The following is a 25,684-nucleotide window of genomic DNA, read 5'->3' on the forward strand; positions in this document are numbered from 1 at the left end:
TATTTTATTTAATCTCCCCAACCATATCTTCCGGCTTCACCCACTCGTTGAACTCTTCTTCGGTTAGGTACCCGAGTTGAAGAGCGGTTTCTTTGAGCGTCGAGCCGTTTTTATGAGCGGTTTGGGCGATTTCGGCGGCTTTGTAGTAGCCGATCTTGGTGTTCAGAGCCGTTACCAGCATCAGCGACGAATCGACGTGCTTTTTGATGTTCGCTTCGATCGGTTCGATGCCTTCTGCGCACTTGTCGTTGAACGACACGCAGACATCGCCAATCAGGCGGGCCGAATGCAGGAAGTTGTAGATCATGACCGGCTTGAACACGTTCAGCTCGAAGTGACCATTCATACCTCCGATGTTGATCGCTACGTCGTTACCCATTACCTGCGCGGCTACCATCGTCATGGCTTCGCACTGCGTCGGGTTCACTTTACCCGGCATGATGGATGAACCGGGTTCGTTGTCGGGAATATACAGTTCACCGATTCCCGCCCGCGGACCACTCGACAGCATCCGGATGTCGTTCCCGATCTTCATCAGGCTGGCGGCAACGGTTTTCAGGGCGCCGTGCGCTTCGACAATGGCATCGTGCGCGGCCAGAGCCTCAAACTTGTTTTCAGCCGTAATGAACGGCAAACCCGTTACGTTGGCAATGTGCTTCGCTACGTTCTCCGAATAGTTCGGGGGGGTGTTGATGCCGGTTCCGACGGCCGTGCCACCGAGTGCCAGCTCGCTCAGGTGCGCCAGTGAGTTGTTGATCGCCCGCAGGCCGTGATCGAGCTGCGATACGTAACCCGAAAACTCCTGCCCGACCGTCAACGGCGTAGCATCCATGAAGTGCGTCCGGCCGATCTTGACGACATTCATAAACTGCTTCGACTTGGCGGCCAACGTATCGCGCAGCTTCGTAATACCCGGAATCGTTACGTCCAGCAGAATTTTATAGGCCGCAATATGCATGGCCGTCGGGAACGTATCGTTGCTCGACTGCGACTTATTTACGTCGTCGTTCGGGTGCAGAAATTTCTTCTCGTCGGTTAGCTGTCCGCCGTGCAGCACGTGGGCGCGGTAGGCAATTACCTCGTTCACGTTCATGTTCGACTGCGTACCTGAACCCGTTTGCCAGACGACCAGCGGAAACTGATCGTCGAGCTTACCCTGCAGAATTTCATCGCAGGCCTGCCCGATCAAATCGCTTTTTTCCTGCGGCAAAACGCCCGCGTCGAGGTTCGTTAATGCGGCTGCTTTTTTGAGGTACGCAAACGCCCGGATGATCTCGCGGGGCATTTTATTGATGTCCTGAGCAATTTTAAAGTTCTCGATGGAACGCTGGGTTTGTGCGCCCCAATAAACGTTGGCCGGCACCTGTACCTGGCCCATCGTGTCTTTCTCGATGCGGTATTCCATAGTTAATGAGCGAAAGAATAAATGAGTGAAATCAGACCGCCGAAGCGGAGCGAACGCTGGATGCACGAGTAATACACTCTTTCTCTCATTCGCTCTTCCACGCTTTGATTGAGCCGCAAAGGTAGAACGGGGCTTGTGTTTTCCCATACGATTCAACAGTTTTACGCGCATCATGAGGGTTTGCAAATGGAGTCTCCAAAAGAAATTACCGCGGAAATCCTTTACCAAAAAGGGGTAGAAGTAGTTCCGTCTGCCAAAGCCTGCAATGACTGGCTTAATAGCTACATTCCCAATCTGGGTGGATGTAAGCCGAGCCATTTAATTCATTCGGAGTCAGGGCGTCGGCGGTGTTATCATGTTCTGAACGCAGTTTTATAGGGTTCCTTTTTTAGAGAAAAGAATCAAAAAACGTGCGCAAACGGTTAGAGTAGGCAGTACCAGCCTTACAGAACCTGGCCACCGCCATGACAACATATAAACTGCCTCAGAAAATAGCCGCCCGGCAGCACGAAATTACGGCCGACTTTCTCGCCATCATTGATCGTCACCTGGCCGACCTGGTGGCCGGACGCGTAACGGAAATGTATGAAATTCGGGATATTGCCGGGGAGATGAACATTCACCCGACGCACCTCAGCAACACCATCAAACTGACTACCGGAAAGGCTCCCTGCTTCTTTTTTGAAGAGAAAATTCTGGACGTTGCCCGGACGCTGCTGCGGGTTACCCAGCAACCCATTGCCGAAATTGCGGCTACCCTCACCTACGATCCGTCGAACTTTACGAAGTTCTTCAAACGATTCCAGGGCGTAACCCCCAGGCAATATCGGGAACAGCAGTGGCAGGCTAACTGGGAAAAAACTGAACTACTCACCATTTAATCTGAAACTGTCACCATAGCCCGCCCGGCTGCGCAGCCCAACTTTGTGCCATTATTAAATCCAGCAAACGATGGCAACTGAAAACAAAATAGCGTTAGTGACCGGTGGTAGCCGGGGGTTAGGCAAAAACATGGCCTTGAGTCTGGCCAGAAAAGGCATCAACGTCTTGCTGACGTATAACAGCAAACAGGAAGAGGCCGAGGCTGTAGTAACAGAGATCAAGACCCTCGGTCAAAATGCCGTTGCCTTACAGCTCGACAGCAGCCGTATGCAAGGTTTCGACGCATTTTATGAGCAGGTCAGCACGGCACTGCGCGACTCCTTCAATACTGACCGCTTCGATTTTCTGATCAACAATGCAGGCACGGGCTTGTACGCGCCCTTTGCGACGACCACCGAAGAGCAGTTCGACGAAATGATGACTATTCATTTGAAGGGTGTGTTTTTCCTGACGCAGAAAGCCCTTCCTCTGCTCAATGATGGCGGACGTATCATTAATATCTCGTCGGGTCTGGCCCGTTTCTCCAATCCGGGTTCTTCGGCCTATGCCAGCATGAAAGGCGGCATAGAAGTGCTCACCCGGTACCTGGCCAAAGAGTTGGGCGAACGCGGTATTGCAGCGAACGTAGTAGCGCCCGGGGCCATCGAAACCGACTTCGGTGGAGGACGGGTACGCGACAACGCGGAAATGAACAGTCACATTGCATCGATTACCGCCTTGGGCCGGGTCGGCCTGCCCAACGACATTGGCGGGGTAGTTGCGTTCCTGTGCAGCGAGGAGGCCCGTTGGATCAATGCCCAGCGGATCGAGGTCTCGGGCGGTATGTTTTTGTAGCGCCCGTATGTGCTTACTGATTCTATTCAATAAAAAGGGCCTTCCGTTGTGGAAGGCCCTTTTTATTGAAACGTATTATCTATTACGCATCACTCAGTCCCTGGCTATAAAGAACTTAATATCACACGGTATAGGCAGGCTGAAACGAATAGTTTTTTCGGGACTGTGTTGTAGGCGTATTTATACTTATCGAATAATAAGAATAAACCCATAAATTCTATAATTTTTGTATTAATCGTTGTTTTCCAGCTACTTATCTTTGAAAAATATTTTGTCATGACAATTTCCAATAGTAATTTAGTGTACTATTCTAATATTCCTCATTCAGACCGTTATGGTTTCAGCCCTCAAAACAACGCTATCCGCCCGGATTGACAGAAGTCAGTCGTTTACCCATCGCCAGGAATTAGTTTGCTTTGACTGCTTGTCCCAGGCTCTTGACTACCGCGAATCGGTTGAAGAGCAGGGTGGTCAGCATCACAGTATCCTACGGTTGGAAAAACACATGTTTGGTGTAGCTCCTTTACCCCTGGTTCAGGTACTCAAGGGAGCTGGCTTCCAGATTATGGTTCAGTAATGAGAACCTGTATAGTACATTTCTGAGCCCTACAACTAAAGATGCGCTGTAGGGCGTTCCTGTAGGTTGCTTCCCCCGGACCTTATTTATGGTACTCGATTTAACAGGTATTACTACTAAAACGGCCCTTCACCAGTTTTTCAAACGTGAACTCCAGTTTCCCGACTGGTATGGTGTAAGCTGGGATGCCTTCTGGGATTGCATCGTGGCCGTTGTTGAAATGCCCCACCAATTGACGCTGACCCACTGGGATGAATTTGCCCAGTACTGTCCGCGCGACATGCAGATTTTACGACAGGTGATCCAGGACTATAACCAGGAAATGGCTCCTAAATCCATGGCGCTTGCCTGACATTCTGGTTAGGACAGAAGCCAGCGGTCAGTTTAAATTATACTACAACGCAAAGGCAGCTATTCCAAGCTGCCCTATTCGCATCGTTAAGCACAAATTCGTACGCGTGAGAGCCGAATATCCGTTCGGTTAAATTGACGTTGCATTTGGGTAAACACCCAATCAATCGCTTCATCTGGGTCCGCAGCCGTAACGGATAGCTCTCCGTTGAGCCATAGGTTGTGTTTAGCTTCATCGAGCACATCAAAAACGATCCGGATTACTTGCTTCTTGTGGGCAGCCATACTAGTTCAATTCGTAAAGGAGAAAATCAAAGCCAATACCCCGTTGCCTTGTTACTAGCAAAGCCAACGCAGGACAGCCATGAACTGACGGACAAAAATAGCAACTAACTATTTTAGTTGTATTATGAGTATAACAAAATAATATCCTACCAACTGCTTAATGAAGATGCTGAGCGCGCATTTGTTCGATGCAGGAAGTAAAAGTTATTATCTCTTCTCTCCTATTTATTAAAAAAGGCGTCGGATTACCCAGCTTGAGTAGTCCAACGCCTTTTCATATTATGTCGTTATGGTCTATTTTGGACTGTTTTCAAAAAGCTTCAAGGCTTCGTCATCCTTATTCTTGATGATATCTGCTTTGAGCCGTGCCTTCAGACTAGCCGTTATTTTTTCGTAGCCCTTCTGCCCATACAGGTTCTTCAGGTTGTGGGGGTCTTTCTGAATATCGTATAACTCCCAGAAGTTATCCGGACCGTAGAACCGCGCGATCGTGTAGCGTTCGGTCCGCAGCCCGAAATGGGGCGCTACGTGGTGTGGTTCCGGATACTCATAGTAATGATAATAAGCCTGATCCTGCCAGTTGGCTTTGGGGCTAGTCAGTACGGACAGAAACGATTTCCCCTGAAACTCCTTCGGAATACTGGTACCCGTAATGTTCAGCAGCGTGGGGGCCCAATCGACGTTCGATACCACATTACGTACCTGGGTGCCGGGCTTAATCACCCCCGGATAGCGAATCACAAACGGCGTCTTGAGCGATTCTTCGTAGATCCACCGCTTATCGAACCAGCCGTGTTCACCCAGGTAGAAGCCCTGATCGGAGGTGTAAACGACGACTGTGTTTTTAGCCAAGCCGGTTTTATCGAGGTAGTCCAGCAATTTGCCGATGTTGCGGTCCAGCGAATTGGCGGTTGCCAGATAATCCCGCATGTAGCGCTGGTATTTCCACTCGACCAGGGCTTTGCCGGTCAGTTTCTTCTGCTCAAATTCGTGGCTGATCCGGTTATAGTAAGCAGAGAAAGCTTTTTTCTGCTCGGGGGAGAGTCGCTTGTAAGAGCCGTTCCGGACTAGGTTTTCCAGTTGCTTATCCCGCTCCGGGGTAATTGGCTGGTTTCCGAAATAGGCTGCGTTCAACTCCGCTTTTTCTTTGGCAACGTTGGCTTCGTCCAGGTCATAGACCAAATTGATCTTAAGGTCTTCCTTTAAGCGCATCGTTTTGTCAATGCTCATATCCTGCTTTTGGGCCGCCAGTCGACCTTCGTAGTTATCGTAAAAGGTCGGCGGGATCGGGAAGGTCCTGTTGTCGTAGGCCCCCAGGTCTTCAATGGCAGGCATCCACTCGCGGTGGGTGGCCTTATGCCCCACCACCAGAAAGAACGGCTTGTCGGGCGTACGCTTCTCGAGCCACTCGGTTGAGAGCTGGGTTACTACGTCCGTTACGTATCCCGGATAGCGTTTGGTCTCATTCTGTGAATTGACAAAATCTGAGTTGTAGTAGCTGCCGTGACCGGGCAGAATATTGAGGTAGTCGAACCCATGCGGCAGACTGCCCAGGTGCATTTTACCTACCCAGGCTGTCTGATAGCCGTTTTTTTGAAGTTCTTCGGGAAAGACCGGCTGATTGATATCGAAAACTTTCTCATTGAGTTTATAGCCGTTAGTGTGACTGTATTTACCGGTTAACAACGTCGCCCGGCTAGGTCCGCAGATCGAGTTGGAGATCACGTTATTGTAGAGGATGGCTCCTTCGCGGGCGATACGGTCGATGTTGGGGGTCCTGGCCAGCCGGCTGCCGTAGGCGCTGATGGCCTGCGAGGTATGATCGTCGGAGATAATAAAGATCACATTGGGCCGGGCGGGCGGAGACTGTTTTGGGGAGGTTTTGTCCTCTTCAATGCCCACATAGCTAGGCAGGGCCAGCAGTACCCCTCCCAGGGCCAGGGCGACGGCAAAGGATCGGTAGATAAACGGTCGAGTCATGGTTTTACGGTTAAACTAGATATTACGCGTTCAATATGAGTTTGTGAGCGGGTTTGTCTGCGTTAGCGGGTTGTTACACACCGAAATCCGAGGTTGTTGCTGGCGCTGCTCACTTCGCCTTTGCCCCGGCTACCGGCTTTATACCGGTTACAGTACTGATCACTACACAGGAACGACCCTCCGCGCTGAACCCGCTTTATTGCAGTAGGTTCCTGGGAATCATAGCTGTCTGAAGGCCCCTGGGGATTATTCTTAGGGGAGTGCTGGTAATAATCGGGTCGGTAATAATCCTGGCACCACTCCCAGACATTACCTTCCATATCATACAGCCCATACGCATTGGCCGGAAAGGTTTTGACCGGGGCTGCTTCCGCATAACCATCCTCCAGCGTGTTCTTTTGGGGAAAGGAACCTTGATAAATATTAGCCCGCCATTTACCACCCGGCGTCAGTTGATTACCCCAGTAATAGACAGGTGACCTTTTGCCACCCAAGGCGGCCCATTCCCATTCGGCTTCGGTAGGCAGTCGTTTGCCGGTCCAGGTAGCGTACGCGGTAGCATCCTCATAACTGACCTGAACAACGGGATCATCTTCATGTCCCAGTATAGTGCTGTTGGGTCCTTTAGGATGCCGCCAGTTAGCGCCCCCTACATATTCCCACCACTGCAATGGATTGTTGAGCGACACCGGTTGAGCGGGTGGGGTAAACACGGCTGACCCCGGCACCAGTTGAACGGGGGAGACACCTGGATAATCCTGCGGATTAAGCGGGCGTTCGGCAACCGTTACGTAGCCGGTTTCGGCGACGAATTGGGCGAACTGCGCATTGGTGACTTCGTGCTGATCCATCCAGAAGCCTTTCAACGTTACCGGGTGTACGGGGCTGGCGTCCTCAAATGCATCAGTACCCATCGGAAAGGTGCCACCCGGAATCCACACCATGCCAGTCTTACCCAGTTTTTGAGCCGCCGTGTCCGTAACGTTACGTTGACCAGTTTCCAACACGGCTGGTCTTGGACGTACTGACCCCTGGTGTCCGCAGTTTGTTATGGTAGCGCTGGAAGATTCGGCCTGGTTGACCGACTGGCAACCCCAGCAACCCAAGACGCTGCTAGTCAGAAGACAACGAGCGGCCTGGCCAATTCCAGTCTTCCAGACGAACCCATCAAGAAGGTGATCGAACATACTATTACTTACGTTTACGAATTGCAGACCTGGAGTCGTACATGCCTGGTTGGGAACGTATCCGACCGCAGAATTACTGTTTTTAGCTGCCGTGCAAAGGGCAAATACCTTATCTTTAACCTGCGTCTTTATTGAGTCAAACCGACCTATATTGAGTAAATTTGACCCAATGTACGATAGAATCGCTCTAGCTACCAAAAAAAGATTCACTTTATGTCAAACGGGTTGCTGCCCAGCCAGGCTTTGTTGAATGGTCACGATTATTTTCTGCCGGCTGTATCAATCGATAACGTCATTTTTGGCTTTCATCAAAATGAACTGCGGGTGTTACTGCTACAGGCTAAAACCAACCAGCAGTGGATGCTGCCCGGTTGGTTTGTTGGCAAAGACGAAGACCTGGACGAGGCAGCCGCTCGTATCCTTTGCGAGCGTACGGGCCTGAAGGATGTGTTCCTGCAACAGTTTCAGGTTTTCGGCAGTGCCAAGCGGAACCGCAAGCAGCATCTGAAAGACGTACTCCAGACAATAGGGATCGAATTAACAGCGGACAGCTGGTTCATGCAACGCTTTATCACCGTTGGCTACTACGCGCTGGTTGACTCGGCCCGGGTAGTGCCCCAACCGGACGAAAGCTCCCTTACCTGTGCCTGGCAGGACGTGGGTAAGCTACCTACTATGCTGTTTGACCACGAATCCATTATTGCCAAAGCCTTACAGGCCCTGCGTTTGCAGCTTAACTATCAGCCGATCGGGTATAATCTGCTGCCAAAGGAGTTTCCGCTGAAGAGCCTGCAAACGATTTACGAAGCCATTCTGGGCCGTAAGCTGGACCGAAGTAATTTTAATCGGAAAATACTGTCCTACGGCATATTAGAACGGAAAGAAAAACACTATTCGGGAGCGGCTCACAAGGCACCTTTCTTATACTCCTTTAACGAGGAAACGTATTTTAAAGCTTTGCAGAACGGTCTGGAAAAAGATTTTTAAGCCAAGATCACCCTGGTTTCTTACTCCAGAAAACCCGCTCACTTCTGTGTAGAACCTCGTATCACCAGATGGCTGGGCAATACAATCGTTTTCGGCGCTACGTCCACCTCACGATCCGCGAGCTGTTCAACCAGCAGCCGGGCGGCTTGCTGCCCAATTTCGTGCACGGGCTGCGCTACGGTTGTCAATCCCGGTTCGATCAGCGCGGCCAGCGGATCATTGCTGAAACCGACAATCGCCACATCGTCGGGCACTCGTAAGCCACGACCTTTAATCACGGTCAGGGCTTCAATAGCCGTCGGGTCGTTGATGGCGAACAGCGCATCGGGCGGCTGGGGCAGGTTCAGCAGATGATTGACGTAAATGTTGGCTTTTTCAAGCGTGAGGTCATACGATATAATCAGGTCAGGCTCCGCCGGTAAGCCGTGTTTCTGCAACGCATCTTTATAGCCGTTCAACCGCGTTCGGCTGTTGGGCAGCGTATTGGGGCCGGCCAGGTGCGCAATCCGCCGACGTCCTGTCTGAATCAAATGCTCAACTGCTTCAAAGGCGCCGGCATAATCGTCGACCACGACTTTCGGTACGTCCATGTCTTCGCACACCCGGTTGAAAAAAACAACCGGAATCCCCTGCCGCTGAAACTGGCGAAAGTGATCGAAGTTGCGGGTTTCCTTGGTGTGCGATACAATCAGTCCATCGACCCGGCTGGCCAGCAACGCGCGCGCGTTCGTAACCTCGGTTTCGTAGGACTCATTCGAGTGGCAAATCACTACGTTATACCCCGCTTCAGCCAGGGCTTCCTGCGCGCCGATAATCACTTTGGGGAAGAAATACGAAATAAATTCAGGCACCATAATGCCAATGGTGCGCGTCTGACTGGTCAGTAAAGAAATCGCTACCTGATTGCGCTGGTAATTGAGCTGTTCGGCCAGTTCAAGCACCCTCCGTCGGGTTTCAGCATTAACATGCGGGTGTCCGGTCAGAGCCCTCGACACCGTAGCATTCGATAAATTCAGTTGCCTGGCCAGATCAATGATCGTCGTCTGATGCGCTTTCATTTTTGTATTTTTCCTGTAAAAGGCAACAGCATCGCAAAAATACTTTGAAAAGGTTACAAAAAACTGGAAACGTTTCCAGTTTTCTCTGGAAACGTTTCCAAAAGAATAATTACAAAAAATCTTGCCAAAAGCTGGTATTACCACTACTTTCAGACATACTAGATCGTATTGCCCGAATATCCCTCGTAAAAGCACCAAATAAGCTAGAAGAGTTGCTTTAACTGGGCTTTATGTAAACCAACCAATAAAATTGCACTTTTCCCCTATTCCTTTTATGAAAAAAATCGTACAGATTCTCGTGCTTATACAGCTGTTTTTCCTCGCGGCAGGAACAGATGTGTGGGCACAGGCAAGCACAGTGAGCGGACGCGTAATCGGCTCGGACGGGGCGCCTTTGCCGGGCGTGAGTGTGGTGTTGAAAAATACGCAGCGCGGCACAACGACAAACACCGAAGGCCGTTATTCGCTGCCTAATATGTCCGCTAATGCCGTGATTACGTTTTCGTTTATCGGGTACGTATCGCAGGACGTAACGGTTGGCAACCAGAGCAACATTGATGTAACGCTGCAGTCCGACGACCGTTCGCTGGGTGAAGTGGTGGTGGTTGGGTACGGTACGCAGCGAAAAATTGAAACAACCGGCGCTATTGCCTCGGTAAAATCGACCGAGCTGGTTCAAACGCCCGTTGCCAACGTAGCGCAGGGGTTACAGGCCCGCGTATCGGGCGTACAGGTGAGCCAGAATACGGGCGCACCCGGCGGCAGCATCAGCGTCCGGATTCGGGGAACAAACTCCATCAACGGCAACTCAGAACCGCTCTACGTCGTGGATGGGATTCAGATCTCGAACGGCTCGAACAACAGCGGTGAAATCAACAGCGTCAGCCCGCTCTCGACCATCAACCCGAACGACATTGAATCGGTCGAAATCCTGAAAGATGCCTCCGCTTCGGCCATTTATGGCTCACGGGCGGCTAACGGCGTCGTGCTCATCACGACCAAACGCGGCAAAACGGGCGCTACCCGCGTTACGTTGGATAGTTATTATGGCGTGCAGAACGTAGCCAAAAAGCTGGACGTGCTCAATGCCGCCGAATTTGCCCAGGTCGAAAACGAAACCTTCAAGAACAACTACTACGCAAATCCATCGTCGCTGGGCGAAGGCACCGACTGGCAGAATATCATTTTCCGGCAGGCGGCCATTCAGAGTCACCAGTTATCAATCAATGGGGGTTCGGAGAAAACCCAGATGGCACTCTCGGCCAACTATTTCAATCAGGACGGGATCATCATCAACTCGAACTTCAAACGGTACTCATTCCGGCTGAACGTCGATCACCGCATTAGCGACCGCGTAAAAGTTGGTACCAGTATTTTAGGAAGTTATGCTATCAACTCGGGCGTTACGACGGGTAACCAAAATATCGGCGATGCGGGCGTAGTGACCGGAACCGTGCTGGGGGCGGCCATTGGTGCCCCGCCAACCCTAAAACCTTACCGCGAAGACGGCAGTATTTTCCCCTTTGGCGAGCAGGCAAACGGGCAGTATCGGGAGGTAATCAACCCGCTGAATTACACGGCGATTCTGAACCAGACTGCCATTCGCCGGACGCTGGCAAATATCTACGGGGATGTTATGATCCTGAAAGGGCTGACGTACCGGGCTTCGTTCAACATCGATATGCAGGGTACCCTTCGCGATACGTATTCGCCCCGTTCGATCGTCAACAAGTCGGATTTGAACGACAATTCAGGCTCCGGCTCTAAAACGAATACCAACAACCTGGCGCTACTCCACGAGAGCATTCTGACCTACAACACGACGTTTGCCAAAGATCACTCGCTGAAAGTTACGGGCGTATTCGCTTCTCAGTCAGAGAATTACAACCAGAACCAGATTAATGCTACGGGTTTCCCGAACGACGCTACGAAGAACGAAGCGGTGCAACTGGCCCTGAACCGGACCGTTAGCAGCAACCGCACTACCCAACGGCTCGATTCGTATCTGGGACGTATCAATTACGGATTTAAAGACCGGTATTTCCTTGACCTGACGGCGCGTATCGACGGATCGAGCCGGTTTGGGGCTAATCACAAATATGGGGTATTCCCCGCGGTGTCGGCTGGCTGGCGGATCATCGAAGAGCCGTTTATAAAATCGGTCAACTGGATTTCTGATCTGAAATTACGCGCCAGCTATGGTATCACCGGAAACGCGGCTGGTATCGACCCCTATCAGTCACTGGCCACGGTTTCGGCGCCAAATCCGGGCAGCGATTACAACATCAACCACACCTACCAGATTGGCATTAATCCATCGGGCATTGCGAATCCCGACCTGCGCTGGGAACGTTCGGCACAAACCAATATCGGTCTGGACCTGGGCATCCTCAACAACCGCGTCAGCTTTATTGTGGATGTCTATAAAAAGACAACCCGGGATTTGCTCTACGTAAAAACGCTGCCGTTAAGCTCGGGCTACAGTACCATTACGGGTAACTTTGCCGCCCTCGAAAATAAAGGACTGGAGCTGGCTACCAATGCGCGGATTCTGGACGGACCGCTGAAATGGAATGTATCGGCCAACGCTACGTTCAACCGCAATAAAGTGCTCGATCTGGATGGCGGCACCACGCAGGAACGGTTCGTAACAACCTACACCGTTCTGCAGGTCGGCAGTCCGCTGGGGCTGTTCAAAACCTACGTATTCGACGGGGTGAACCAGACCGGTGAAGCTATTCTGCCGGGCTATGGGGGTACGTTAGGCAGCCAGAAAGTAAAAGACCTGAACGGCGATGGGATCATCTCGGCGGCCGATCAGATCATTACGGGCAACCCAAACCCGAACTTCATCTACGGCTTCTCGACGAATCTGTCGTTTAAAAATTTCGATTTCAGTGCGTTCCTGTCTGGTTCGCAGGGGAATGATATTTACAATGCCAGCCGCCTTTCGTTTAGCCAACCACTGGGGCAACGGAATATGCTGCAGGGGGTTGTAAATCGCTGGACACCCACCAACCCAAGCACGGAATTTCCCGCTCCGGCACAGGGCAGCCGTATGCCCGTGAGCAACTACGTCGTAGAAGACGGTTCGTATCTGCGCTGCAAGAACGTAACGCTGGGCTATACGCTTCCGAACGTCGGCCCGGCCCGCATTAAAGGCATCCAGAACATTCGGGTGTATGTGAGCGCCAACAACCTCTTCACGCTGACCAGCTACAGCGGCTTCGACCCCGAGGTAAATACCTACGCCGGTTCGAACACGCAGATTGGCATCGATAACCTGGTTTACCCACAGGCAAAGTCGTTCCTCGGCGGCTTGCAGATCACACTTTAAGTTTAATGAGTAAACGAGCGAAAGCGTGAATGACCGGGCTGGCGTCCCAACAGACGTTTCGCTATCACCCTACACGCTTCCGTTCGTTCACGCTCTCGCTCTTTAAAATGAAAAAGACTCTCATTCCTATACTCGCTGCGCTCTGCCTGACCGGCTGCGAACTGGACGAAACCATTTACTCGTCTATCTATACCGAAGCGTTCTACAAGACGGCGGCCGATGCCGAAAAGGGCCTGATTGCGGCCTACGATCCCGTAGCCGATCTGTACAGTGGCCCCGCCATGACGCTAGTCCCCGATTTCAGCGACGATCAGACGTACCCACGGGGCGTAGTGGGACGCAACACGCTGACGCTCTTCTCGTACGATGTCAATTATACCGTTCAGAAAAGCAACGGACGTACGAACGAATCGCCCCAGCAAATCTGGGCATCGAGTTACGACGGTATCGAAAAAACGAACTGGATTATTGCCAAAGTACCAGCCGCTAACATGGACGAAACCCGGAAGAAGCAAATTTTGGGTGAAGCCTATTTCCTACGGGCTTTTTACTACTGGGCGTTGGTCAAAAATTTCGGTGATGTCGCCATCAAAACGACGCCCAGCTACTCGGAAGCTGACGCCGTGGTAGGAAAAAGTCCTAAAGCTGACGTCTACAAGCAAATTTACGCCGATCTGGATCAGGCCTTTGCGGCCGGATTGCCCTCGTACCCAGCCGTCGACAAAGGTCGCCCGTCGAAAGAAGTGGTGAATGCGCTGTATGCCAAAGCGGCTTTGTACAACGAAGAATGGGCCAAAGCCCTCGAAAAAGCGCAGGCGGTGATTACGTCGGGCAAATATTCGTTGATGCCCGATGTACGTAACGTCTACAAATACGATCAGGAAGATGCGGCCCGTATCGAAAATATGTGGGCGTACGAAGTTGATCCGATTTCCCCCGGCCGCAGTCACCAGCTGGTCGGTCTATGCGGCCCCCCGGGTAGCGCCGGTGTTGAATACGCCCGCACGAGCTTTGGGTCGATGTTCGCTTATATGTCCTTTTTCAAATCGTTTGATGCGACCGACAAACGGCGTCAGCTGCTCGATACGACCTACCTCGATCGCAGCGGTAAACTTGTTCCACAGCGGAACATTACACCCATCACACCTGATGGGGTACTTATCAAGAAATATCAGGACCCGAACTCAACGCAGGGGAATATATCCAACATCCCCATTCTGCGGCTGGCCGACGTGTATCTGATTGCTGCGGAAGCCGAAGCCCGGCTAAATGGAGCATCGCCTGCCGCTTACAGCTACATCAACGTAGTACGCAAACGCGCCGGACTGCCTGATTTACAGACCGGACTGAGCAAAGAGGCATTTATCGACGCTGTGATTCAGGAACGCGCCTGGGAGTTCTTCGCCGAAGGTGACCGGTGGTACGACCTGACCCGCACGGGCAAATACCTGACCGTCATTCCGAAAGCGGTGAACAGCGTGTACCCGTCGCGCCCGGTAACGGCCAAAAACAAATATTTCCCCATTCCGCAGGACGAGCTGAACGCCAACCTGAAACTGGAACAAAACCCGGACTGGAAATAAAGAGTGAACGGGTGAATGAGCGAAAGAGTGAGTGACTACATCTACCAATCATTTGCTCATTTTTTCACCCGTTCGCTCTTTCACTCATTCACTCTTTCCCCCTCTACCATGCGCACTTGGCTCCTGCTTGCTGGCTGTTTCCTCCTCGGCTTTTCGGGCTGGTCACTGGCGTTTGCCGATGATCCGGTGCGCGTCCGGGAGTTCCACATTCGCGAGAATGACACCACGTCGTATACCCTTAAACTGGCCTTGAACGAAGCCGGAGAGCCAGCGTATTTCTTTCGGAACATTTTCACGCCCGTTTGTCTGACGGGCGAGTGTAAGCCGGTGTACATTAATTTCTACTGGGATCTATTGGGCAATTACCTGCGCTATGATTTTCCGCCGGGTAAGGTGCTCACAAAAATGGACCATAAGGAATTCAAACCGGAAGACTACGAAAAAATGCAGGCGATTTTACGGAACAATAGCTCGCTGCTGAAAGACGTAACGATGGAAGATCTGGTTGGAAATGGCACCGAAAACCTGGCCGATTCGGTCGACGCGAAGGCGGGTGCTACGCTGAAAACCGTAAAAAATGAGGTGATCGATGGAGCGGTGTACACCTGTTACACCCTCTGGCACATTGCCCATGGCTACGTCGTGAATGAGATTCGGCGGATCACCGAAACGTACCAGAACGATACGTTGCTGCATCAGTTTCTGGGCAGCACCAACCACGATTACCAGTACTGGGCCATAGACCGGGCGATTAGCCCCGATGGTGAGATTTTTCCCAGCTTCGTGCCCGACATTCTGAAAATTGTTCAGGGAAAGAACCTGTTCACGGCTCGCTACGCCCTGCAAAAATTATCAGCCACTTTTTTTCAGACCGATGCCCGACAGCTGTGGCTGTGGGATACGTACCAAAAAGCCAGCTATCCGTTTCAGATGGCGATTCTGAAAAAGCTGACGACGATCCCGTTTCGCCCGGCGCTGACCGAAGCGCTTGCGCTGCAACTGCCCAAATCCAATCAGGAACAGTCGGCTTTGCTGCTAAACCTGCTGGCCCAACAGCCGAAGTTACCCGATAAAGCCCAGGTGCAGCTGGCCCGTCACCTCAACAGTTCCAGTTCGGAGCTGGGCCCGGCACTATACCAGTTGCTGACCCGGCAGAAACCCGAAAACCCGGACGTTATGGCGCAGCTAAAAACGTTTGAACGTAACGCTACCCAAATCAATAAGTAATATGAAAACCTTATTCAACGTACTGTCTGGCCTGCTGATGAGCCTCACTCTATCAGCACAGGACCACGTTTTCGTCGAAACAGAATCCTTCGAGAACAAAGGCGGCTGGGTGATCGACCAGCAGTCGTTTGTCGTACAAGGCTCGTCGTACGTCATGGCGCACGGCATGGGCCGCCCCGTCAAGGACGCGACGACGGCTGTACTATTCCCGAAGAAAGGGAAGTATCAGATTTGGGTACGCACCAAAGACTGGGCTCCGTTTCCGAAAGGGCCGGGTAAGTTTCAGGTCAGGCTCGACAACCAGCCGTTACCGATGATCTTCGGCGAAAGTGGCTCCGACGAGTGGAAATGGTACAACGGCGGAGAAATCAACGTAACGACTGAACAGATGACGCTCGCGCTGCACGACCTGACGGGTTTCAATGGCCGCTGCGACGCGATTCTGTTCACGAACGCGCCTAAATTTACGCCCCCCAACAAACTCGAAGACCTCAACGCATTCCGCAACAAAGCGCTGAACCTGACCGGAAAGACAGCCGAAGCGGGTCAGTACGATCTGGTCGTGGTTGGTGGAGGTATTGCCGGTACGTGTGCCGCCATTTCGGGTGCTCGTATGGGTCTGAAAGTGGCGCTGATTCAGGACCGTCCGGTGCTCGGGGGCAACAACAGCTCCGAAATCCGCGTGCATCTGATGGGCGATACCGACAAAAACCATTACCCGAAACTCGGACGTATCGTGCGCGAAATGGACAACGGCGATCCTGGCAACGGCAACCCCGACGCCAAAGAATACGGCGATGCCCGCAAGACGAACATCGTTAAAGCCGAACGGAACATTACGTTGTTTCTCAATACGCACGTCTACAAAGTCGAAAAAGCGGCCGACAAAATCGTGGCCGTCGTTGGGCGCGACATCATAACTAATAAAGAAACCCGTTTTGAAGGTACTTACTTCTCCGACTGCACCGGCGATGGGACATTGGGCCATCTGGCCGGGGCTGAATACCGCTTTGGGCGCGAAAGTAAAGCCGAAACAGGCGAGTCGCTGGCGGCCGAAAAAGCCGATCAGTTTACGCTGGGTACGTCAAATTTGTGGGCTTCGCTGGAGCGCGACACCGTATCGTCATTTCCCGAAACGACCTGGGCTATTCCATTTTCGGAGGAGTACCACATCGACGAACCCAAGGCAGATTGGCAGTGGGAAACGGGTTTCGGCAATTTCAACACCATTACCGACGCCGAAAAAATTCGCGACCATAACCTGCGGGCCATTTTTGGTAACTGGTCGTACCTGAAAAACAATAAGAAAGATAAATACGCCAGGCGCGAACTGGCCTGGGTGGCCTACATCGGCGGCAAACGCGAATCGCGCCGGATCATCGGCGACCATATTCTGAACCAGATGGACATTCAGGAAGGCAAGCAATATCCCGACGGAACCGCTACCGCCACCTGGACCATCGACCTGCATTTTCCCGACGCCAAAAACAGCAAATACTTTGAAGGGCAGGAGTTTTTTGCGGGCACGAAACACATTAAAGTAGCACCGTACACGATCCCGTACCGCTGTCTGTATTCGAAAAACATCTCGAACCTATTCATGGCGGGACGTAACATCAGCACCACGCACGTAGCGTTCGGCAGCACCCGTGTGATGCGAACCTGCGGCATGATGGGCGAAGTGGTGGGTTTTGCCGCTTACGTAGCGAAGAAAAACAATACGTCGCCACGGGGCGTGTACGAGTCGCACCTGCCCGAACTGATGGGAATTATCAAAGATGAACCCGCTACCGCGAAACCGTAATCTGTTGCTCCTGATCTTCCTGCCATTTCTGTTCCTGTCAGCCGGAATGGAAACGGCCGAAACGCCCTTGATTAGTCTGTCGGGAGAAGCGCAGGGAACAACGTATCGTATCAAGTATCGCGACGCCCGGCAACGGAACGTCAAAGCGGAGGTGGATTCGGTACTGGCTCAGATCGACAACTGTTTATCGCTCTATCGGGCCGATTCGGAGATTTCGCAGTTCAACCAGCGTATGGAACACCGGTTTCGGTCACCTTATTTTTTTCCGGTATTGAAAAAGTCGGCGGAGGTGTTTCAGAACACAGACGGAGCCTTCGACCCGACGGTGCTGCCCCTGGTGGAGGCCTACGGTTTCGGCGCAAAGCGGGTAGGTGAACCTGAGTTGAGCACTATCGACTCATTAACCCGGCTGATTGGTTTCCAAAACATTACGTTTGATTCGACAGGCGTAAAGAAAACAAAACCGAACGTCAGGATTGATCTGAATGGCATTGCGCAGGGGTATTCGGTCGATGTGATTGCCGAACTGCTGGAGTCAAAAGGTATTCAGCACTACATGGTTGAGATCGGAGGAGAGATTCGGACGAAAGGACAAAAAGGCGGGGGGCAATCCTGGACGGTGGGCATTACGAATCCGCTACGGCCAGAGCAGCTTTACGTGACGATAAAACTGACGGGTCCGACCGAAGGCCGGGCCGTGACAACGGCGGGAAATTACCGAAATCACTACGTAGCGAATGGGCAGACGTTCAGCCACATCATCAATCCCAAAACGGGCCTGATGGAGCAAAGCGAGTTACTGAGCGTGACCGTTTTTGCCCCGGATGCCATCACGGCTGACGGCTACGACACGGCATTCATGGTGATGGGACTCGAAAAAACAAAGCAATTTCTCGCACACCATACCGAGTTAGATGCGTACCTGCTGTATACTGACGCCGATGGAAAACTCCAGTCGTTCGCAACCGAAGGCGTAAAGAACTTATGAAAAACAACACGTTTCTTTTTATTGGTTTACTCATCAGCCCAGGCATTTGCCTCGGACAAACCCCTCAGCTTGCGAACGACCACGTAAAGCTCGTCTGGGCAAAAACGGCGCAGGGCTTTGCCGTAAAACAAGTTCAGGTGAAGCAGGGCACTAACTGGCAAACGCTGGGAACGCCCTCGGGCGAACATACGCTGCTGTATTCGGCCGATAAGCCGTCTACCACGCCCGACACGACCTTCAACGACATCACCGGACAGCCGTTTCCGGGGCCCAAATACCATTACCAGCGCGAACAATGGAATGAATGCACCAATCCGGTTGCGCTCAATAAAGCCGGAAAAGCCATTCATTTTTTTCCGGCAACGGTTCAGACTACCGGTAAAAACAATGTAGCGTTCCGGCAGGAAACCGACATGGCCACCATCAGCACAACCTGGTCGCTGGACCCGACATTCCCGACGGACGTAGTCGTTAGCCAACAGCTCACGGCCAAGAAACAAGGCTATTTTTCGCTGGCCACGCCCTCCATCGCCACGATCGCCGAATCGCAGCTGAGTTGGGCAACGGTACCAGGTTATTTTCAGGGAACTACGTTCCAGACCAATTTCGCACTTGCCTACGCCTACGGGCACGGAATCCCAACCCTTCCCGCCATTTACCGCGAACGGAGCGCCAGTACGTTGTCGCCGATGGTAAGCACCCGCAACGGCCTGACTCTGTCGGTAATTCCCGAACCCGGTCTGGCCCGTGACCCGTGGAAATCTGATAAAATCACCCAAACCGACTGGGAGCTTGGGCTGTCGCACATGAACCGCAAAGCCCAACTATCGCCTACCTTGTATTTCCCGGTTCTGGGCGAACCGAAATCGGCCTTGAAAGCCGGGGAAACCGTCAGCTATACGTTCCGCTACAGCCTCACGAATGGCGACTGGTTCCAGGCGCTGAATCATGCGGTGTATGATATCTACCGGTTTAAAGAATCGCTGGCGATCCGGCAGAATAAGCAATCGCTGACCGACCGGGTCGAAAAAATGCACCATTACCTCACCGACCCGAAAACGTCGCTGTGGAACGTAGAGGAATTTGAAGGCCGGAAAATTGGGGCGCAGTCCTATCTGGGCGGGGTCGTCGGCTCCAATAAGGACGCCATGAAAAACTCGGACTACGGTGCCATGTGGATGCTCGCTGCGTCGACGAACGACCCGCTGCTGACCCAGAACGTGTTGCCCTACGCCTTAAATTTCAAACTGGTACAACAGCAAACGACACCGGGATTTTTCGAAGGGGCTGTTCGGGGGCAGTATTACCTGGCCAAATCTAAAAAGTTTGTCGAGGAGTGGGGCGACGTAATGGAGCCCATCGGCGTTACGTATTACACCCTGCTCGACGTGGGTAATATGTTGCTCTTCGAGCCGAATAATGCCGAACTGAAACAGCGGCTAAAACTTGGCGCGGAACGGTTATTGAGCTGGCAAAAACCCGATGGTAGCTGGGCCGTTGCCTACGACCATACCAGCAACGCGGAGATTTTCAAGGACATTCAGGACGTTCGCCCTACGTTCTACGGGATGATCGTTGCCTATCGCCTGCTGAACGATCCGAACTACCTCGCAGCTGCCCGAAAAGGGGCCGACTGGATGCTGAAAAATGCCATCGAAACCGGCAGTTACCTCGGCGTCTGTGGCGATGCCCGCTACGCGCCCGACTTCGCCACCGGCCAGACAGCGCAGGCTTACCTGGATTTATACGATCTGACGAAAGACGCCCGCTACAAAGAAGCCGCCATTACAGCCGCTAAAGTGTATACGACGTCGATTTACACGCACCCCATTGCCAGCCACCAGCCAAAAACCGTGAATGGTGTCGCCCGCGAAGATTGGGAGATTAGCCAGACCGGACTGAGTTTTGAACATGGCGGTATTTTCGGCTCGGCAAACCGGCACGGGCCGATTCAACTGGCGAGTCATGCGGGCATGTTCATTCGCCTGTATGCCCTGACCAGGGAGTCTATTTTTGCCGATATGGCGCGGGCCGCTGCCGTGGGTCGCCATGCGTTCGTTGATCCGCAAACCAGCGTCGCATCCTACTACTGGAACACCATGAACAAGGGTGCCGGGCCGTATCCGCATCATGCGTGGTGGCAAATTGGCTGGCTTATGGACTATCTGCTGGCCGAAGTCGAGCTGCGCTCCGGCGGAAAGGCTACGTTCCCGCGCGGATTTGTTACGCCCAAAGTCGGCCCGCATCAAACCTACGGTTTCGCACCGGGCCGCATCTACGGGCAGGTAGCCAATTTACTAATCCGGGAAGGCGTCGTGTTGCCCGACAACCCGAATGTAGAATACGTTCTGGCGCAATCGCCCGATAAAAACCAACTGTTTGTGGTATTGCTCAACAACCGGGCGCAGGCAACGACGGCCACGATTCAGTTAAAACCAGAGGTGCTGCGTTCGGGCAAAGGAACGCTGAAATCGCTACCGGATAATCGTTCGCTGGATGCGGCCAAAGCAGCCGTTCAGTTGGCTCCGTTTGGCATAGCGGTCTGGTCGTACGAATGGCAGTAGCGGCACTCAACGTAACAATATTAACTCTAACTAAATATGCACCTGAGAAATCTGATTCTTGTCCTGCTCAGTAGTTGGTTGCTGACGATCTGCCTACCGGCCTGGTCGCAGCGAACGCTGACCATTCGGAACGATACATATCAGATTTCGGTACCTGCCCGACTGACGGCAAAATCGACGCTGACGATCATAAAAGGCAATCTACGTCGGCAGATCCGCCCGGAACTGCTGCTGCAAAGCACCCCGCAAAATCCCAATCTGCAACACACAGCCGCCGAAAAGACACGCTACCCCACTGCGGGTTGGAAGCGCTCGCAGAACGATATTGAGCGCGATGCGTTCAGGGCCGCTCCGGCTACGTATCATCAGGCGGTAAACGTTCGGCAGAGGGACCCTAACGAATTACTATTTTCGTTTGCCAAGACGCCACAGGGCACACTCGCGTTACGGGTTATGTTGCCGCCCGGCCACGAAGCTCCGGTGATCGAGATGCAGTTCAGCCCGAAAAAGGAAGCGTATTACTCACTCGGGTTCACGGGGTTAACAGCTACCGATACGGCCGCGGTCCAGTTCCTGTACCAGCCGATGGTCTGGTCGTGGCGGAGGTTCCCGGCCAGATCGTACCTGGCTCCCGAAGCCTTTGCGCTTACGGCGGCTACATTCGTCAACACCAACGGCCTCACCGAAGGCGTAGCGCCCGACCCGTCCGAAATTCCGTACCGCTACGCCTTTACCAAAAATTCGCGCTTTGGCCTGGTGTTACGTGACGAAGCCGGAAAAGCCCGCCCGATGCTGTTCGCGCCAATTCTGGGGGGCGAGGACTCGAAGATGACGCCCGGGAAAGCGTATTCGTTCAAGCTTCGCTACGTACTGCATCCGGGCGATTGGTACGCGGGCACGCAGTTTGTGCTGCGCGACATTTTTCGCTACAAAAAAGAACGGCAGAACGCCACCGTTTCGCTCAATCAGACGCTCCAGAACATGATTGATTACGCGATGGGGCCGTATGGCGGTTGGGTGGACGAGCTGAAAGGCTCCGATTACGTGCAGGACGTAGTGGGTTCGGTAAAGAACGTATCGGCGCTGCACGCGCTGGGCGTCGCCTTGAGTACGGGAAGTATGGAAATCTACCGGCGTCGGGCCCTGCCGATGATGGAATACGTCATGTCGCGGGAGAAATACCTGTACGCCATTTCCGACACGATACGCCTGCAAAGTCCGTCGCATTTTCTGAAAGGCCCGTGCGTCGAAATCGGTGAATTATCCGGCTTGCACGACATGACGGGTGGCCGAACTTCGGCGTTCCGGCTCGAAACCGAACGCATTTTCGGCACCGCCCGCAAACTGAACCTGAACACTGCCACGGGTGGCGATTCGTGGCAGGATTTTCTGGCGCGTTACCGAATGGCACAGAATCCCGCCGACCTCAAAAAAGCCCGCCAGAAAGCGGATGCGGCCATTATACAGGAACTGGGCAACTACCCGACCAACTTCCAGACCAACGCGGGTCTGAACGATTCCGAAGCTTTATTTTACACCGATTTCACGCCCCGCTGGATGGATCTGCTGGAACTCTACGAAGAGACAAAAGAACCCCGTTATCTGGAAGCGTCGGTCATCGGTGCGCGTCAGATGCTGCTCTGGCTACGGTCGAATCCGATGGCTCCTGACTCGGCAATTACCGTCAACCGGGGGGGCATCGTGACCGGACAGGCGCATAAACGCTACAAGATCAACAGTCTCGACTTTCTGCCGGGTTTCGACGCGACAATTCAGGCTCCCGAACAGAAAATCGACGCCTGGCGCACGTCGCTGGTGGGCCTCTCGCCCGAACAGCCGCATACGTATGTTGGCAACGGCCCCATTATGTTAGCGCACCATGCCGCTGATTTGCTTCGACTGGCGCACCTGGCGAACGATACGTTATTTCGCGATGCAGCTTATAACGCCGTGGTTGGGCGCTACGCAAACTTCCCCGGCTATTACTTTACGACGCTGAATACCAACGTATACCAGTCACCCGATTACCCCCTGCACGACTTCTGGGACATCAAATTCAACTTCATCTTTTTCAATCACATCTGGCCGCACATTGCGCTGGTAATGGATTTTCTGGTCAGCGACGCGTACCGGTTATCGAAAGGGCAGGTCAGTTTCCCATCAGCCTACGCGCCCGGTTACGCGTACCTGAGCAGCAAAGTCTATGGGCACAAAGCGGGCGAGGTATTTGGCAATAAAGACGTAAAGCTCTGGTTGCCCGCCCATGCCTTGCAGGTCGATGAGATTGCCCTGAACCATGTCCTTGGCGTTGGTGCAACCGACTTATATGTCGTGCTGATGAACACGGCCAACCAGCCCATTACGTCGACGCTGCGTTTGCAACCCGATCTGATTCCGTGGAACAAAGGGCAAACGTATAAAACTACTGTTTATCAGGCCGATGGTACGTCTACAGCGGGTACCATGACCGACGGAAAACTATCAGCAAACGTCTCTTCGCAGGGGTTGATCGCTATAAAAATTCATGGCTTGACGGTAGACGTACCCTTGCAGAAACAGGCCGCTCTAGACCCACAAACGCGCGCGTCTGCGCAGCAGGGGTTTCACCGGAAGGAAACCACCACGACGCTGGGCACCGTAACGGGCATACTGTTCAATCTGGTACCGCAGTTTTCCGATGCGTATATCTTTACGGATGCCACCGAAAAAACGCTGAAGCAAGTAACGCTGCGCTATCGGCTTGGCAACGAGGCCTGGAAAACCAGTGAGGATACCCGCTATCCCTATGAATTCAGTATCCATCTGAACGATCCTAACCAAACGCTGGAGTATCAGTTGGAAGGAATAGGCCTGGACGGAAAAACCGTAACGCTCGCCCCACTAACGCTACGTAACTAACGCATGAATACGACCATTGATACCACCGTTATCGTTATTTTCTCGGCGTTTGTGCTGGGGATCGGGATGCTGTTTGCCCGAACGGGCCGCAACCTGAAATCGTTTTTTGCGGGTGGTGAAGCCGTTCCTTGGTTCATTGGGGGCCTCTCGCTGTTCATGAGCTTTTTCTCCGCCGGTACGTTTGTTGCCTGGGGCAGTATTGCCTACAAATACGGCTGGGTGGCCATTACCATTCAGTGGACCATGTGCATCGGCGCCCTGGTCACGGGGCTGTATCTGGCGCCCCGCTGGAAAGCCACGGGCGCGCTGACGGCCGCCGAATTCATCCGCGAACGACTCGGCCTGACAGTACAAAAAGCATATATTTTTATTTTCACGCTGGTCAGCATTTTCATTAAAGGCTCGGTGCTTTATCCCGTAGCCAAGCTGGTCAGTTCTTCCTTGAATCTACCCCTCATTCCGACGACCATCGGGCTGGGCATTTTCATGATTGCGTACACGGCCGTTGGTGGTTTGTGGGCTGTGATGGTAACCGATATTTTGCAATTTGTGGTGCTGTCGGCCGCTGTATTCATTCTGCTTCCCCTCTCGCTCGACAAGGTGGGTGGCTTCGATGGCTTTTTGCAGAACGTACCCACCGATTTTTTCAGCCCGCTCAACGGCGAATACACGATTGGGTTCGTGCTGGCCTTTGTCGTGTATCACATCGCCTACATCGGCGGCAACTGGACATTCGTGCAGCGCTACACGAGTGTCGATGGTCCCAAATCGGCCCGAAAAGTGGCCTTCCTGTTCGCGGGGCTTTATTTGATCAGCCCGGTAATCTGGATGATGCCGCCCATGATTTACCGCGTCATTGATCCCTCATTAACCGGACTCGACACCGAAAATGCGTACCTGAAAATCTGCCAGTTAGTGCTGCCACCGGGTTTGCTGGGCCTCATGCTGACGGGTATGTATTTTTCGACCTCAGCCAGTGCAAATACGGCGCTGAACGTAGTTTCGGCGGTGTTTACGAACGATATTTATAAAGGACTGATGAACCCGAAAGCGTCTGATCGGCAACTGATTCGCGTAGCGCGCGGGTCATCATGGTTTTTTGGGCTGGGAATGATTGGGATTGCCCTGCTGGTGCCGAAAGCAGGCGGTATTGTCGAAGTAGTTCTGAGCATTTCGTCCATCACAGGCGGACCGCTGCTGGCTCCTCCCCTCTGGGCCTTGTTCTCTAAACGACTTACCAGCCGCGCTACACTCGGAATCACAAGCATCGGGCTGGCCGTGAATCTGTTCTTCAAAGTGTTATCCCCCATTCTGCTCGACTTCAAACTGTCGCGTGGTGCCGAAACCGTTATTGGCGTTGGGCTGACGCTGGCCCTACTCATGATCTACGAACTCTACGCTCGCTCGAAAGGTCAGGTCGCCGATGAGCATTTGCAGTACGTAGCCGCTCGCCAACGCAAACGTGATGACGTATCGGATGCTACTTCCGAAGAGGAGAAACGAGCGATCGTCGCGCAAAATCAATTCGGCCTGAAAGTCATCGCGGGGTCGCTGGTCTTTACGGCGCTGATGCTGTTTGGCCTGGGCGTACTGGCCGACGTTGGCGGCAGTGTTACGTCGATCATCGGGGTTGTCATCCTGTTGGCCGCGCTGATTCCGTGGCGGGCCAGCCAACGTAGAGAATCAATCGACGTGCCTGAACCTGTGAACATTGGATCAAAATAAGCAATTGATAGA

Annotated in this window: 18 protein-coding genes; 13 read left to right on the forward strand and 5 right to left on the reverse strand. The window is 52.9% G+C overall.

The genetic code is table 11. The features are described 5' to 3' along the window. Positions 1-4: 4 nt before the first annotated feature. Positions 5-1,405 (reverse strand): class II fumarate hydratase, encoded by a 1,401-nt coding sequence (gene fumC, locus ACYVBJ_RS23180; protein WP_460984676.1) that lies wholly within the window; start codon positions 1,403-1,405, stop codon positions 5-7. Between the two features lie 464 nt (positions 1,406-1,869). Here fumC and ACYVBJ_RS23185 point away from each other — a divergent pair, with 464 nt between their 5' ends. From ACYVBJ_RS23185 to ACYVBJ_RS23200, 4 genes are all read left to right on the forward strand, one after another. Continuing rightward, positions 1,870-2,286, forward strand: coding sequence for a helix-turn-helix domain-containing protein (locus ACYVBJ_RS23185; RefSeq protein WP_460984677.1), 417 nt, complete (start codon positions 1,870-1,872; stop codon positions 2,284-2,286). A 70-nt stretch (positions 2,287-2,356) separates the two neighbouring features. After that, positions 2,357-3,121 (forward strand): SDR family NAD(P)-dependent oxidoreductase, encoded by a 765-nt coding sequence (locus tag ACYVBJ_RS23190; RefSeq protein WP_460984678.1) that lies wholly within the window; start codon positions 2,357-2,359, stop codon positions 3,119-3,121. 334 nt (positions 3,122-3,455) lie between these two features. Next, entirely contained in the window at positions 3,456-3,698 is a 243-nt protein-coding gene (locus ACYVBJ_RS23195) for a hypothetical protein (protein ID WP_460984679.1), read from the forward strand. An 88-nt stretch (positions 3,699-3,786) separates the two neighbouring features. Next, entirely contained in the window at positions 3,787-4,050 is a 264-nt protein-coding gene (locus tag ACYVBJ_RS23200) for a barstar family protein (protein WP_460984680.1), read from the forward strand. A gap of 86 nt (positions 4,051-4,136) precedes the next feature. Here ACYVBJ_RS23200 and ACYVBJ_RS23205 read toward each other — a convergent pair whose 3' ends face one another. The 3 genes from ACYVBJ_RS23205 to ACYVBJ_RS23215 all read right to left on the reverse strand — a co-directional run bounded on the left by ACYVBJ_RS23205 (position 4,137) and on the right by ACYVBJ_RS23215 (position 7,258). Further along, on the reverse strand, positions 4,137-4,334 hold the full coding sequence (locus tag ACYVBJ_RS23205) for a hypothetical protein (protein ID WP_460984681.1): 198 nt from the start codon (positions 4,332-4,334) through the stop codon (positions 4,137-4,139). A gap of 294 nt (positions 4,335-4,628) precedes the next feature. After that, the gene (locus ACYVBJ_RS23210) at positions 4,629-6,314 is read right to left on the reverse strand and encodes a sulfatase family protein (protein ID WP_460984682.1); all 1,686 of its coding nucleotides are present in this window, start codon (positions 6,312-6,314) and stop codon (positions 4,629-4,631) included. A gap of 62 nt (positions 6,315-6,376) precedes the next feature. After that, positions 6,377-7,258 (reverse strand): formylglycine-generating enzyme family protein, encoded by an 882-nt coding sequence (locus tag ACYVBJ_RS23215; protein WP_460985266.1) that lies wholly within the window; start codon positions 7,256-7,258, stop codon positions 6,377-6,379. A 456-nt stretch (positions 7,259-7,714) separates the two neighbouring features. Between ACYVBJ_RS23215 and ACYVBJ_RS23220 the strand changes: the two genes are divergently transcribed. Further along, entirely contained in the window at positions 7,715-8,488 is a 774-nt protein-coding gene (locus ACYVBJ_RS23220; RefSeq protein WP_460984683.1) for an NUDIX hydrolase, read from the forward strand. Positions 8,489-8,526: 38 nt separating this feature from the next. Here the strand turns inward: ACYVBJ_RS23220 and ACYVBJ_RS23225 are convergent, their stop codons facing one another. After that, complete coding sequence (locus tag ACYVBJ_RS23225) at positions 8,527-9,546, reverse strand: LacI family DNA-binding transcriptional regulator (protein ID WP_460984684.1); 1,020 nt, start codon at positions 9,544-9,546, stop codon at positions 8,527-8,529. A gap of 274 nt (positions 9,547-9,820) precedes the next feature. Between ACYVBJ_RS23225 and ACYVBJ_RS23230 the strand changes: the two genes are divergently transcribed. From ACYVBJ_RS23230 to ACYVBJ_RS23265, 8 genes are all read left to right on the forward strand, one after another. Continuing rightward, positions 9,821-12,883, forward strand: a complete 3,063-nt coding sequence (locus tag ACYVBJ_RS23230) for a SusC/RagA family TonB-linked outer membrane protein (protein WP_460984685.1) — start codon at positions 9,821-9,823, stop codon at positions 12,881-12,883. A gap of 107 nt (positions 12,884-12,990) precedes the next feature. Continuing rightward, complete coding sequence (locus ACYVBJ_RS23235) at positions 12,991-14,466, forward strand: RagB/SusD family nutrient uptake outer membrane protein (protein WP_460984686.1); 1,476 nt, start codon at positions 12,991-12,993, stop codon at positions 14,464-14,466. Positions 14,467-14,574: 108 nt separating this feature from the next. Further along, a complete protein-coding gene (locus ACYVBJ_RS23240; RefSeq protein ID WP_460984687.1) occupies positions 14,575-15,693 on the forward strand; it encodes a hypothetical protein in 1,119 nt (372 codons plus the stop codon). Between the two features lies 1 nt (position 15,694). Beyond that, positions 15,695-17,497, forward strand: a complete 1,803-nt coding sequence (locus ACYVBJ_RS23245; RefSeq protein ID WP_460984688.1) for an FAD-dependent oxidoreductase — start codon at positions 15,695-15,697, stop codon at positions 17,495-17,497. Beyond that, positions 17,472-18,485 (forward strand): FAD:protein FMN transferase, encoded by a 1,014-nt coding sequence (locus ACYVBJ_RS23250; protein WP_460984689.1) that lies wholly within the window; start codon positions 17,472-17,474, stop codon positions 18,483-18,485. Before ACYVBJ_RS23245 ends, ACYVBJ_RS23250 begins: the two co-directional genes overlap by 26 nt. Next, on the forward strand, positions 18,482-21,049 hold the full coding sequence (locus ACYVBJ_RS23255) for a glycerophosphoryl diester phosphodiesterase (RefSeq protein ID WP_460984690.1): 2,568 nt from the start codon (positions 18,482-18,484) through the stop codon (positions 21,047-21,049). The genes ACYVBJ_RS23250 and ACYVBJ_RS23255 overlap by 4 nt, the downstream gene beginning before the upstream one ends. 36 nt (positions 21,050-21,085) lie before the next feature. Beyond that, positions 21,086-23,947 (forward strand): hypothetical protein, encoded by a 2,862-nt coding sequence (locus tag ACYVBJ_RS23260; RefSeq protein ID WP_460984691.1) that lies wholly within the window; start codon positions 21,086-21,088, stop codon positions 23,945-23,947. Between the two features lie 3 nt (positions 23,948-23,950). Continuing rightward, on the forward strand, positions 23,951-25,672 hold the full coding sequence (locus ACYVBJ_RS23265; RefSeq protein ID WP_460984692.1) for a sodium:solute symporter family protein: 1,722 nt from the start codon (positions 23,951-23,953) through the stop codon (positions 25,670-25,672). Positions 25,673-25,684 lie beyond the last annotated feature (12 nt).

It is taken from the genome of Spirosoma fluminis (genome assembly GCF_054778895.1).

Excerpts from the sequence above, each read along its gene's own strand:
- fumC (WP_460984676.1), bottom strand. The coding sequence starts at position 1,405 with ATGGAATACCGCATCGAGAAAGACACGATGGGCCAGGTACAGGTGCCG.
- ACYVBJ_RS23185 (WP_460984677.1), top strand. The coding sequence starts at position 1,870 with ATGACAACATATAAACTGCCTCAGAAAATAGCCGCCCGGCAGCACGAA.
- ACYVBJ_RS23190 (WP_460984678.1), top strand. The coding sequence starts at position 2,357 with ATGGCAACTGAAAACAAAATAGCGTTAGTGACCGGTGGTAGCCGGGGG.
- ACYVBJ_RS23195 (WP_460984679.1), top strand. The coding sequence starts at position 3,456 with ATGGTTTCAGCCCTCAAAACAACGCTATCCGCCCGGATTGACAGAAGT.
- ACYVBJ_RS23200 (WP_460984680.1), top strand. The coding sequence starts at position 3,787 with ATGGTACTCGATTTAACAGGTATTACTACTAAAACGGCCCTTCACCAG.
- ACYVBJ_RS23205 (WP_460984681.1), bottom strand. The coding sequence starts at position 4,334 with ATGGCTGCCCACAAGAAGCAAGTAATCCGGATCGTTTTTGATGTGCTC.
- ACYVBJ_RS23210 (WP_460984682.1), bottom strand. The coding sequence starts at position 6,314 with ATGACTCGACCGTTTATCTACCGATCCTTTGCCGTCGCCCTGGCCCTG.
- ACYVBJ_RS23215 (WP_460985266.1), bottom strand. The coding sequence starts at position 7,258 with ATGGTGTGGATTCCGGGTGGCACCTTTCCGATGGGTACTGATGCATTT.
- ACYVBJ_RS23220 (WP_460984683.1), top strand. The coding sequence starts at position 7,715 with ATGTCAAACGGGTTGCTGCCCAGCCAGGCTTTGTTGAATGGTCACGAT.
- ACYVBJ_RS23225 (WP_460984684.1), bottom strand. The coding sequence starts at position 9,546 with ATGAAAGCGCATCAGACGACGATCATTGATCTGGCCAGGCAACTGAAT.
- ACYVBJ_RS23230 (WP_460984685.1), top strand. The coding sequence starts at position 9,821 with ATGAAAAAAATCGTACAGATTCTCGTGCTTATACAGCTGTTTTTCCTC.
- ACYVBJ_RS23235 (WP_460984686.1), top strand. The coding sequence starts at position 12,991 with ATGAAAAAGACTCTCATTCCTATACTCGCTGCGCTCTGCCTGACCGGC.
- ACYVBJ_RS23240 (WP_460984687.1), top strand. The coding sequence starts at position 14,575 with ATGCGCACTTGGCTCCTGCTTGCTGGCTGTTTCCTCCTCGGCTTTTCG.
- ACYVBJ_RS23245 (WP_460984688.1), top strand. The coding sequence starts at position 15,695 with ATGAAAACCTTATTCAACGTACTGTCTGGCCTGCTGATGAGCCTCACT.
- ACYVBJ_RS23250 (WP_460984689.1), top strand. The coding sequence starts at position 17,472 with ATGAACCCGCTACCGCGAAACCGTAATCTGTTGCTCCTGATCTTCCTG.
- ACYVBJ_RS23255 (WP_460984690.1), top strand. The coding sequence starts at position 18,482 with ATGAAAAACAACACGTTTCTTTTTATTGGTTTACTCATCAGCCCAGGC.
- ACYVBJ_RS23260 (WP_460984691.1), top strand. The coding sequence starts at position 21,086 with ATGCACCTGAGAAATCTGATTCTTGTCCTGCTCAGTAGTTGGTTGCTG.
- ACYVBJ_RS23265 (WP_460984692.1), top strand. The coding sequence starts at position 23,951 with ATGAATACGACCATTGATACCACCGTTATCGTTATTTTCTCGGCGTTT.